This is a genomic window from Nostoc sp. CALU 1950 (genome assembly GCF_051172895.1).
GTDB classification, from domain to species: domain Bacteria; phylum Cyanobacteriota; class Cyanobacteriia; order Cyanobacteriales; family Nostocaceae; genus Nostoc; species Nostoc edaphicum_A.
The window spans coordinates 1-10288 of record NZ_JBDNJQ010000228.1 but is presented as its reverse complement, the minus strand read 5'-3'; the positions used below and the strand labels follow the sequence as shown (position 1 = coordinate 10288).

The window sequence follows — 10288 nt, the reverse complement described above, 5'->3', positions numbered from 1 at the left end:
GATTAACTCAGCCCTGCTGGGTCATTTTGTATGGCTTAGTCTAAACTCCAGTTGGGAATAAGGCATTGTGCAGAGGGGGAAAACTCTTCTCCCTTTTTCCATGCTTCCTGCTTCTTTCCCATTCCCCATCTCAAGTTATTTTTCTTGATACCCACCAGCGTAGTTAATTACACAAATTGTTCTATATGATTTGTGAGTTCCATAAGCAACACCGGAGACTTTAAAAGCGCCGTTAAAAATGCTTTTTCGATGACCGCGATCGCGCACACCATCATCAATAATTAATTGCATGACGATATCTTGAGCAGTGCTTGGGCCATAACTGATATTTTCGCCTGCGGTTGTTTGCCATTTACCATAGCGGTTGATGCGAGTAAAAGGGTTGCTACCATCGCTACCATTATGACCTGTAGCACCTTTTGGGCCTTGGTCTTTAACGTGGTCTTTTGCTCCTAAAGACATACCTTTAGATGCACTCAAGGCTCCTACAGGACGTGCTGATTTCAAAAATGCGATCGCTTCGTCAACTGCTTTAACTCCTTCTTGAGTTCGCAAATAGGTATTATTAGAAATTTTGACTCGGTTCCCCTCAAAGCGCTTTCTATAATTTTCCAGAATTGGGAGATATGCCTTGGGATTTGTTCGTACCTTATTTGTTTCAACGATTACCTGTTGTTCCAATGGTGAAAGGTAACTCGCCTTTGCTAACAAAGTCGGACTAGTTTGTTGTGGAACGACTGTTGGGTTAGGTTTGGCGACAGATGGGTTAGATTGAAACAGTTGATCTGAGCAGCCAAATATTAAAGCAATTGGCAAAAATAGCCAAAATCTTATGCGACGCATCCATTACCTCACAATTTTGCTATGGATTAATTTAGTGAATTAGAAGAAATAAGAATTTTCAACGCACAGATAAGTCTGTATACGCTTCCGCCGTTAGAAACCATATCAGAATTTAAGTGAGTTCGCTAAAGAAAGCGCAGATTAACGCACCAATAATATAGATAGATAAAGTTGCGATTACCTTTGTTCCTAAAGTGTTACAAACCTATTACTTAATACCTGTTGTAACCTTGAATACCCTAAAACGTAAATAACAACAAAAAACTTTTCATATTCTGACGCCTGCCTTCAAATTTATACTTTGAGAAACCAGCGTTGCCGATACATCAGAACACCAACAGCCCACCACAACAACACGGTGACTATGGCAAACAATAGGGAACCATTCAACGCCCCCGCCCAAGATGCGAAAAAATTCTGGTAAATCCAATTGTAAGTACTAGAAGCGTCTTTGCCAGTGCCGATAGTGGTTCTGACTAAGATTTTAATCAATAAAACCGATGCAACGAAAAGAGCGATCGCATTTAAGCCCATAATTTCAAAAGGCTTACTCCAGCGACGCATCACCCGTACTTCGATCAGTTCATAACAAGCCGCTAGCAACAGTAACGCCCAACCGCTGCTAAAGACCACATAAGAACTTGTCCACAGCTTTTTGTTGATGGGGAATGTCCACCCCCACGCCCAACCAATAATTAAGCAACCGACTCCAAATAATCCTAAACCTATACTTGTGCGTGACTGTACAGGTTGGCTGCGTATCCATTGACCAGTGAAGTAGCCAGCGAGGACATTTACTATGGCGGGAATAGTACTGAAAAGTCCTTCTGGATCTCCCATAAAGTTGAACCCGTCACCTTTATATAAATGTGCTTTGGGAATAATCAGGCGGTCAACATAAGCGCCGAAATTACCATCCCGCGTCAAAACTCCCGCACCATATTCTGGCACTGGTACATACATCATCGTTACCCAGTAGCCGATAAGTAGCACTGCTGCTAGTATCCATTGACCTTTACGCGGCAGGTTGAGAACTACCAAGGAAGCTAGCAGATAGGTAAGGCTGATGCGCTGCAACACTCCCATAATGCGGATGCTGCTCAAATCAAAAGTCCAAATACCTTGATTCCAAAAGCCATTCAGCAGCAATCCCAAGGCAAAGAGAATGGCGGCGCGGCGCAATATCCGCCAGTAAACAGCTGAGGTTGGTTTATTTTCTTCGGTGTACTTTGACAGTGAGAAAGTCATCGCTACACCGATAATGAAGAGGAAGAAGGGAAACACCAAGTCAGTTGGTGTGCAACCGTGCCAATCGGCGTGGGCTAAGGGAGGATATACATCATCTGCAACTCCCGCCATATTGACGAGAATCATAGCAGCGATGGTAATGCCGCGAAAAACATCCAGTGAAGTCAGGCGCATAAGCGGAATTTTGTGTTAGATGAGTATCTAAGCTACTCCGCTTGATGCAAGTAATCAAGCAAAATTTATGGACTTGGATACAAGGTAAAATTTTGTTAAGTAATTACCACCACTTATTATGGCAATCAAAGTTGGAGATACCGCTCCTAATTTCACTCTACCTGCTCAAAATGGCTCAACAGTTAGCCTACAGGATTTTCGCGGACAAAAAGCTGTTGTCCTATATTTTTACCCCAAAGACGACACACCTGGATGTACGGCTGAATCATGCGCCTTTCGTGATCAATATGAAGTGTTTAAAAGCGCTGGTGCTGAAGTTGTCGGCGTGAGTGCTGACTCTAGCGAATCTCACCAAAAATTTGCTGCGAAATACAATCTACCTTTTACTTTGTTAACTGATAAAGGCGACCAAGTGCGGAAGCTATATGGCGCAACAGCTGCCTTTGGCTTGTTCCCTGGTCGCGTTACTTACGTCATTGACCAACAAGGAGTTGTGCAATACGTATTTGATTCAATGTTTAACTTTAAAGGTCACGTTGAGGAAGCGCTGAAAACTTTGCAACAGCTTGCGAAATGAGAGATTGGGGCATTGGGCATTGGGCATTGGTTATTTCTCCCCCATTCCCCATTCCCCATTCCCCATTCCCTATTTAATCGAATGCGACTTTTCCGGCATACCAATACTCGCGTGGGCTGACTTGCCATTCTTGCCGTTGGTATGGCCGTTACCATTGCGGGGTTGAATCACACCATAACCGCCGTGGTTGCGTTCGTAAATTACATTAATCTCTCCAGTTTCAGAATTGCGGAACATATAAAAGTCGTGTCCCACAAGTTGTAGTTGTTCCAGGGCCTCTGTAGGGGTCATCGGCGGCATGGAAAAATATTTGGTGCGGACGACTTCGTTAGGCAATTCGGGGGTGCGATCGCCAATTAAATCTGTGACTACCGCATCTGCAACAACTACTTCTGTTGGTAGGGCATTAGTTTTCTGATCTTGACGCCGTTCTTTGTACTTCCGCAGTTGACGGGCAATTTTATCTGCAACTAAGTCAATGCTGGCGTATAGGTTTTCGCTACTTTCCTCGGCACGGATAACGCTACCATTAGCGTAAATAGTTACTTCAGCCGCTTGTCTTGGATTAATTCGGGGATTACGGGCGACGCTAAGATGCACATCCACTTCATTTGTAATGCTCTGAAAGTGACTAACTGCTTTCTCAATCTTTTGATGTACATACTCACGAATTGCTTCGGTGATTTCAATATTTTTGCCGTGGATGACAAGCTTCATGTAAACTCTCCCACTGAATATTTGATGTGTGAATTTGCTTTGTATGAAAAGAAATTGCGGTAAGGTCTATTACTCCCGCCAAAACAAATTGTGAACTTTATCTATGTACTGTTTGTAAGCTGTCTCTAAGCTTACTAAGTCTGGGTTTTTGCTCATTATACCCTTGATTTTACTCCTCATCTCTGCGCTGATATCCAATTGGATATTCACCTAGAACTCTTTAGTGAGGAGATTTGAGCAGTAGCTCCTGTAACTGTCTTTTGTGTTAAAACAACGCTTACAGAACTGTTGATATTTGCTCCTTCTGTGTTCGGTTGAAGTTTGCTTGCTGTTGTTCAATAATACAAGTCTTTGTGGAAATTTGATTCTGTTTGAAATGCAAACTAACTTTATGAGAGTCATCAGCCAGTACATATCGTCTTTATCGTCTTGGCATGATGCTTATTGCAGAGAATTCCTCCTAAAACCTATTGAGGTTGTATATTCAAGCTAGCACTTTGTATTTTCTAATGCATATTCCCTTGACTTTCCTTTAAAATCCTTTGCAAATCTTTACATTTTTTGACTCCAATCTTCTAATTTGAAATATATTTAGTCCTTAATACAGTTGATTTTTGGCATAATCCGTAGTATGGAACCACACATAAACCGTTGTTTGCTGTATAACCAAGGATTGATGCCTTACTTAAAAGCTCATGGATGGCAGCGATCGCTCCTCACTGAGCGCATCCATGACCCCAAGCTAGATGACGTGTTAATTTTGCTAGAACATCCGCCTGTCTATACTTTGGGACAAGGAAGCAACTCAGATTTTCTCAAATTTGATATTGACAAAGGTGAATATGATGTGCAGCGAGTTGAACGAGGTGGAGAGGTCACCTATCATTGTCCCGGTCAACTGGTGGGGTATCCAATTTTAAATCTGCAACGTTATCGTAAAGACCTCCATTGGTACTTACGCCAACTCGAAGAAGTCATAATTCGCGTATTAGCAGTTTATGGGTTGCAGGGAGAAAGAATTCCGGCTTTTACTGGCGTTTGGTTGCAAGGGCGAAAAGTTGCGGCGATTGGGATTAAAGTCAGCCGTTGGATTACCATGCACGGCTTTGCATTAAATGTTTGTCCAGACATGACAGGCTTTGAGCGCATTGTACCCTGCGGTATTTCTGATAAACCTGTAGGCAGTTTAGCCGAATGGATTCCAGGTATCACTTGCCAAGAAGTGCGTTTTTACATAGCACAGTCCTTTGCGGAAGTCTTTGGCGTGGAACTAGTCGAGTTGCAGCCTGAAGGATTTTTCCGGTCTGAGTAAATTCAGCTTGTAATTAACGCGATGTGCAAGTTCATTTTTGAGCTCTCTCCAAACCTCTCTCCTTGCAGGAGAGAGGCTTTGAATTCTCCCCCTTCCCTGGTAGGGCTATCCATTACCCACATCTTTCTTAACATTTCGAGAGTATTAACTCACGTCTCTAGAACCCTGATTCGTTCGTTTTTCATTCTCAATAAAAACACTGTTTTAGCGAGAAGAATAAATGATTATTTGTCAAGTAGGCTTAAAGTTTCAGTCCTTAAGATGCTTATAAAGCAAGGGTTTTAAGATTGTAAAGAAAGATGTGGGTAACGCATAGCCTGGTAGGGAAGGGGGCTGGGGGGTTAGGTTCGAGTAAAAGTTGCACACAGCTTGTAATTACGTAATAAATACTATAGCAGTCCTATTTAAATTGTGAGACACTTATGATAGTAGTCCATATTTAATAGTATCAAAACAACTATTTAATACCAATTAAACAAACAATGTGGCTGATAAAAACCTGGAAACCCAGATTAAATCAGTCCTTCTTAATTTGGAATTTTGAATTGGTATAACTGTGGTTGTCAAAGCTAGAATCTGATGATTTCCAAATTTCTATACTAACTTTTTACGGCTGTCAAGCACAACTTTGCGCGTGAATTACTCAAATAATTTTCAGGTATATGCCCCATCGTTAACGTCTCTGAGAGAACGTGATTGGACAGCTTTGATAGAACTATTTGATAGAGACGATGGTGATGAAATTGAAGCCGACATCAGCGGTAGTTTATTTTGGCTGATACCTGAACCATGTTGGGAAGATGATCCCTTTGATTTCTTACGCGAATACCTTTAATTAGTGCTGAGTTATGAGTGCTGAGTGCTGAGTGGGAAGTAGTGAGTGAGGAGTTTAAAGGAAGTCTTTATTACGAATTACGAATTACGAATTATTTGAAGGCGACTTAGGAAAATACGTAGGCGATCGCTTTGGGGATTGGTCAGCACTTCATAAGCTGGGCCTTGTTCTGTCACAATACCTTTGTCTAAAAATATCACCTGATGGGCTACTTCTTTGGCAAACTGCATTTCATGGGTGACAACCACCATTGTCATTCCCTCTGCTGCTAATTGTTGCATCACTTGTAGAACTTCGCCGACAAGTTCAGGATCTAGGGCGCTGGTGGGTTCGTCGAATAGCATGATTTGGGGATTCATGCATAAACTACGGGCGATCGCTACTCGTTGCTTTTGTCCGCCAGAAAGTTGTTCGGGATAAGCAGAGGCTTTGTCAGATAAGCCAACTTTTTCTAAATATAATCTCGCTATTTGGGCGCTTTCTTTCGGTGTTTTACCCAAGACTTTACGCGGTGCGAGTGTCATATTTTCCAGGACGCTGAGATGAGGAAATAGGTTGAACTGCTGGAAAACCATGCCTACTTGTGTCCGTAGTTCCCGCAGTTGGTTATATTTGACAGTGGGTCGGGATAAGTTGATACCATTGATTATTAAACGCCCTTTGTCAATGGTTTCTAGCCGGTTAAAGCAGCGTAGTAGAGTACTTTTACCACAACCGGAGGAACCGATAACTGCAACGACTTCTCCCCGGTTGATTTCGCCGGTGATTCCTTTAAGGACTTTGAGAGAACCAAAGTTTTTTTCGATATTGTCAAAAATAATGGCGGGGATGGTATTGTTCATTACTTATGTCAAGCTGCTCTACAGTTGATTGTAAGGTTTTAAGTAACCGCAGAGGCGCAGAGAGCGCAGAGGGAGAGAGAAAATAATATGGCTAAATTTGGTTTTGTGCGTTGGCTGTATTTATGTGTCTTCGTAGGTTTTAGCTGTTTATTACTGATTAGCTGTGCTGTGAACTCTAGGGCGGGGAAAACTCTGCGGGTTGCTACGGAACCAACGTTTTCACCTTTTGAGTTTCAAAGACAAGGTGGTGAGTTACAAGGTTTTTCGATTGATTTGATGAATGCGATTGCACTTACAGCTAACTTTAAAGTGGATTTTCAAAGTCTGCCTTTTGATGGGATGATCTCAGCTTTGCAAGCCAAAACGGTAGATGCGGCCCTTAGTTCGATCACAATTACAGAGGAGAGGGCGAAGACGATTTCTTTTTCCCGTCCCTATTTTAAGGCTGGGTTAGCGATCGCAATTCGTGCAGACAATCAAGATATTACTGGTTTTGACAGTCTCAAAAATAAAAAAATCGCAGTCCAAATTGGCACAACTGGGGCTGCAAAGGCTAAAAGTGTTCCTGGGGTGCAAATTCGCAGTTTTGATTCAGCACCTATAGCCCTGCAAGAATTGTCCAATGGTAATGTGGATGCGGTAATTAATGATGCACCTGTTACTTTATATGCTATTAAGACGGGCAATCTCAAGGGAATTAAAGTAGTAGAGGAATTACTGACAGAGGAGTTTTATGGAATTGCTACGGCTAAAAATTCGCCGAATTTGGCATTGATAAATGATGGTTTGGATAGGGTGCTGAAAAATGGCACTTATGCCCAAATTTACCAAAAATGGTTTCAAATCGAACCGCCATCATTACCAGATAAATCACCATTTGAGAATCAAACTAACACTAACGCATCTAACATATTTACTTCGATTAGCGTGATTTTACAGGCTTTGCCAAGTCTATTGCAGGGTGCATTGGTAACATTGCAATTGACGATACTTTCTGTAGTGTTTGGTTTAATTGGCGGTTCGCTGATTGGTATTACACGCCTTTCTCGTATCGCACCTATGCGTTGGATAGCGAGGACGTATGTAGATTTTTTTCGGGGAACGCCTTTGCTGGTGCAAATTTTTATGATTTACTTTGGCTTACCAGCAATTTTGCAAGAACTTGGTTTGACATTTACTTTTGATCGCCTCACTGCTGGAGTAATTGCTTTAAGTTTGAATAGCGCTGCATATATTGCCGAAGTTGTGCGTGCTGGGATTCAATCGATTGAAACAGGACAAGCAGAAGCAGCACAATCATTAGGTTTGAGTTCTGTGCAAACCATGAGTTATGTAATTTTTCCCCAAGCTTTCCGGCGGATGATTCCACCTTTAGGTAATGAGTTTATCAGTTTGTTGAAAGATACTAGCTTAGTTGCGGTAATTGGATTTGAAGAATTGTTCCGCAAAGGACAGTTAATTGTCGCTGACAACTATCGCGCCTTTGAAATTTATGCGGGTGTAGCGGTGGTTTATTTGTGTTTGACATTACTTTCTTCACAGGTGTTTAGCCGATTAGAAATGTGGATGAATCCCGTTAAACGCCAAAAGAAATACGATACATACTAATTTTCAGTAGGGTGTGTTACGCCGCAGGCTAACGCACCTAAACAGAGGAAGTGAAGGGGAGCATCCCAATTTGGATTTTGATTGGTTCGATTATATTGCTGCTAGTAGTGTTAGAAATACTACGGAAATGATATTGCTAGCACTAAGAGCATTCTGGCTACCAATAGCTGTTGCTAACTCTTCAGAATTTGATGAAGCTACAAAACAACGGGTAGTCAGTGATGCTTACCATACATTGCTACACCAACTCAGGCAGATTTACGCCACCGCAGGGTTATCTAATTCTCAAGATTTGCGTATATTATTAAGCATTAATCTAAATTCGCTTAAAGATAACTTCCAATTTATTTAAATATATTTGTGTTTATGAACACACAGGAGATCAGAATTAATCTCAGCCTACAGGTAGAAGTTAGGTCAAGTAATATACAGTTACTTAGTAACTATAAAGAAGAAAGATATCGAACAACAAAAGGATAATCAGTACAGCAAATGCTGCATCAGGCGCTTGAACAAAAGCAGCCTTACTTGATTTAGCTTTTTTTATTCAAAACCCAGTTCAAAGGAGAGTTAATGATTTCACAGAACCTACAAGAACAACAACCAAAGCCGCCGTTTCCTGAACAACAACAAGAAGTGCCAGGACTAGAGTCACAGATGAACCCGAAGCCAGATTATGGCGAAAATTCTTATTCTGGTTCTGGAAAACTGCAAGGTAAAGCGGCTATTATCACAGGTGGCGATTCTGGCATTGGTCGAGCAGTAGCGCTTGCCTTCGCCCGCGAAGGTGCTGATGTGCTAATTGCTTATTTAAACGAAGAACCGGATGCAGAGGAAACCGTTCGCATCGTCGAAAAAGAGGGGCGTAAGTGCGTCGCTGTTGCAGGCGATATCCAGCAAGAAGCGCAATGTCAAGAGATTATTGAGCGGGCGCGGAGTGAGTTCGGCAAAATCGATATTCTTGTTAACAATGCCGCTTTCCAGATGACGCGAGAAAGCCTTGATGAGATTTCGTCAGAGGAGTTCGATCGCACTTTCAAGACCAACATCTACGCGATGTTCTACCTGTGCAAAGCCGCAGTGCCGCAGATGGAACCAGGTAGCGCCATCATCAATACTGCTTCCATCAATGCAGCCGAACCGAAGCCGAAGCTACTGGCGTATTCGGCAACCAAGGCAGCGATCGTCAACTTCACTGGTGGGTTGGCGCAGTTACTAGCCGAAAAGGGCATCCGAGTTAACGCTGTCGCGCCGGGCCCTGTGTGGACACCGTTAATCCCGGCGACTATGCCAAACGAACAGGTGACACAGTTCGGGCAGCAGTACCCAATGAAGCGCCCCGCACAGCCAGCCGAACTTGCACCAATATACGTGCTGCTAGCTTCTTCCGAAGCCAGTTACGTTTCAGGCGCGGTGATTCCCGTTACTGGCGGTCAGCCCGTTCTTCCATAGCGCTTTGCTGTGATGCCAATTTCTATCAGTTTCATTGCAGATGCTTCTACAAAAACCTTGTTTGAATTAAAAGTCATGGCTATTTCCCTAAAACCTCTCCGAAACCAAGTTGTTGTCATTACAGGTGCTTCTAGTGGCATTGGTTTAGTAACCGCTAGAATGGCAGCAAAACAGGGTGCAAAGCTTGTCCTGGCAGCACGAAATGAAGATGCTCTTCGTCAACTGGTTGATGAAATTCGTGGCAAAGGTGGACAGGCGATCTATGTCGTAGCTGATGTCGGGCAAGAAGAAGATGTGAATCACATTGCCGAAAAAGCGATCGCTGAATTTGGCGGTTTTGATACCTGGGTTAACAATGCAGGTGTATCGATCTTTGGTCGCTGTATGGATGTTTCAATCCCCGATATGAAGCGGATGTTTGACACGAACTTTTGGGGCGTTGTGTATGGCTCCCGTGCTGCTGTAAACCACTTCAAACAGCGCAAAAGCGGCAGCAGTGGGGCGTTAATCAATGTTGGCAGCTTTCTGGGCGATCGAGCGGTGGCGGTTCAGTCAACTTATTCGGCTTCCAAACATGCGCTACATGGTTGGACAGATGCCCTGCGGACAGAGTTAGAGGCTCTGCCTAGGCTGTTGACTTTGTGGGTTTTTAGGCGGTTTTTGCTCATGCAGTTTTTGTG

The 10288-nt window shown here is 42.9% G+C and carries 11 protein-coding genes; 7 read left to right on the top strand and 4 right to left on the bottom strand.

Annotated features, from left to right (window positions below):
* Positions 1–135: 135 nt before the first annotated feature.
* Both ABF638_RS34760 and ABF638_RS34755 read right to left on the bottom strand, forming a co-directional pair.
* Positions 136–843: a CAP domain-containing protein gene (locus tag ABF638_RS34760; RefSeq protein ID WP_435027347.1), complete on the bottom strand. Its 708-nt coding sequence runs from the start codon at positions 841–843 to the stop codon at positions 136–138.
* Between the two features lie 294 nt (positions 844–1137).
* On the bottom strand, positions 1138–2265 hold the full coding sequence (locus tag ABF638_RS34755) for an acyltransferase family protein (protein ID WP_435027346.1): 1128 nt from the start codon (positions 2263–2265) through the stop codon (positions 1138–1140).
* Positions 2266–2383: 118 nt separating this feature from the next.
* On the opposite strand from ABF638_RS34755, the gene ABF638_RS34750 reads away from it, so the two are divergent.
* Positions 2384–2842: a peroxiredoxin gene (locus tag ABF638_RS34750; RefSeq protein WP_435027345.1), complete on the top strand. Its 459-nt coding sequence runs from the start codon at positions 2384–2386 to the stop codon at positions 2840–2842.
* A gap of 69 nt (positions 2843–2911) precedes the next feature.
* Here ABF638_RS34750 and hpf read toward each other — a convergent pair whose 3' ends face one another.
* Positions 2912–3559: a ribosome hibernation-promoting factor, HPF/YfiA family gene (gene hpf, locus ABF638_RS34745; RefSeq protein WP_435027344.1), complete on the bottom strand. Its 648-nt coding sequence runs from the start codon at positions 3557–3559 to the stop codon at positions 2912–2914.
* A 631-nt stretch (positions 3560–4190) separates the two neighbouring features.
* Here hpf and lipB point away from each other — a divergent pair.
* Both lipB and ABF638_RS34735 read left to right on the top strand, forming a co-directional pair.
* Positions 4191–4871, top strand: coding sequence for a lipoyl(octanoyl) transferase LipB (lipB, locus tag ABF638_RS34740; protein WP_435027343.1), 681 nt, complete (start codon positions 4191–4193; stop codon positions 4869–4871).
* A gap of 634 nt (positions 4872–5505) precedes the next feature.
* Complete coding sequence (locus ABF638_RS34735; protein WP_181929187.1) at positions 5506–5706, top strand: hypothetical protein; 201 nt, start codon at positions 5506–5508, stop codon at positions 5704–5706.
* A gap of 77 nt (positions 5707–5783) precedes the next feature.
* On the opposite strand, the gene ABF638_RS34730 is transcribed toward ABF638_RS34735, so the two are convergent.
* Positions 5784–6548, bottom strand: a complete 765-nt coding sequence (locus tag ABF638_RS34730; protein ID WP_181929188.1) for an amino acid ABC transporter ATP-binding protein — start codon at positions 6546–6548, stop codon at positions 5784–5786.
* 87 nt (positions 6549–6635) lie between these two features.
* Between ABF638_RS34730 and ABF638_RS34725 the strand changes: the two genes are divergently transcribed.
* The 4 genes from ABF638_RS34725 to ABF638_RS34710 all read left to right on the top strand — a co-directional run.
* On the top strand, positions 6636–8156 hold the full coding sequence (locus ABF638_RS34725; RefSeq protein ID WP_435027342.1) for an ABC transporter permease subunit: 1521 nt from the start codon (positions 6636–6638) through the stop codon (positions 8154–8156).
* Between the two features lie 70 nt (positions 8157–8226).
* Entirely contained in the window at positions 8227–8508 is a 282-nt protein-coding gene (locus ABF638_RS34720; RefSeq protein ID WP_435027341.1) for a hypothetical protein, read from the top strand.
* A gap of 221 nt (positions 8509–8729) precedes the next feature.
* The gene (locus ABF638_RS34715) at positions 8730–9608 is read left to right on the top strand and encodes an SDR family oxidoreductase (protein WP_435027340.1); all 879 of its coding nucleotides are present in this window, start codon (positions 8730–8732) and stop codon (positions 9606–9608) included.
* A 12-nt stretch (positions 9609–9620) separates the two neighbouring features.
* Positions 9621–10288: SDR family oxidoreductase (locus ABF638_RS34710; RefSeq protein WP_435027339.1), on the top strand; the 668-nt coding region annotated here is incomplete at its 3' end.